Source organism: Streptococcus sp. 1171_SSPC (assembly GCF_001069335.1).
Taxonomy (GTDB): Bacteria; Bacillota; Bacilli; order Lactobacillales; family Streptococcaceae; genus Streptococcus; species Streptococcus xiaochunlingii.
On the sequence record NZ_JWAK01000018.1, the window covers coordinates 1 to 563 of the forward strand.

Below are 563 nucleotides of genomic sequence, written 5' to 3' on the forward strand. Positions count from 1 at the left end.
TGGAGGATTACCCAAGTCCGGCTGAAGGGAACGGTCTTGAAAACCGTCAGGCGTGTAAAAGCGTGCGTGGGTTCGAATCCCACATCCTCCTTAATATTAACGCGGGATGGAGCAGCTCGGTAGCTCGTCGGGCTCATAACCCGAAGGTCGTAGGTTCAAATCCTGCTCCCGCAATATTTGGCTCGGTAGCTCAGTTGGTAGAGCAATGGATTGAAGCTCCATGTGTCGGCGGTTCGATTCCGTCTCGCGCCATAATTTAATATTATTCGGAAGGGTAGCGAAGAGGCTAAACGCGGCGGACTGTAAATCCGCTCCTTCGGGTTCGGGGGTTCGAATCCCTCCCCTTCCATCCTTTACGGGCATAGTTTAAAGGTAGAACTAAGGTCTCCAAAACCTTCAGTGTGGGTTCAATTCCTACTGCCCGTGTATAAGAATATGGCGGGTGTGGTGAAGTGGTTAACACACCAGATTGTGGCTCTGGCATGCGTGGGTTCGATCCCCATCACTCGCCTATTTTATATTATTGGGGTATAGCCAAGCGGTAAGGCAAGGGACTTTGACTC

Annotated in this window: 6 tRNA genes; all 6 read left to right on the top strand. The window is 51.2% G+C overall.

The window, feature by feature from the left end:
* The first annotated feature begins 1 nt into the window (after position 1).
* The 6 genes from ADF75_RS03860 (at position 2) to ADF75_RS03885 (ending at position 511) form a co-directional block, all read left to right on the top strand.
* Positions 2-91: transfer RNA gene (locus ADF75_RS03860), tRNA-Ser, on the top strand.
* A 9-nt stretch (positions 92-100) separates the two neighbouring features.
* Positions 101-174: transfer RNA gene (locus ADF75_RS03865), tRNA-Met, on the top strand.
* 5 nt (positions 175-179) lie between these two features.
* Positions 180-252: transfer RNA gene (locus ADF75_RS03870), tRNA-Phe, on the top strand.
* Between the two features lie 16 nt (positions 253-268).
* Positions 269-349 (top strand) — tRNA-Tyr (locus tag ADF75_RS03875).
* 6 nt (positions 350-355) lie between these two features.
* Positions 356-426, top strand: a tRNA-Trp gene (locus tag ADF75_RS03880).
* Positions 427-438: 12 nt separating this feature from the next.
* A tRNA-His gene (locus ADF75_RS03885) sits at positions 439-511 on the top strand.
* Positions 512-563 lie beyond the last annotated feature (52 nt).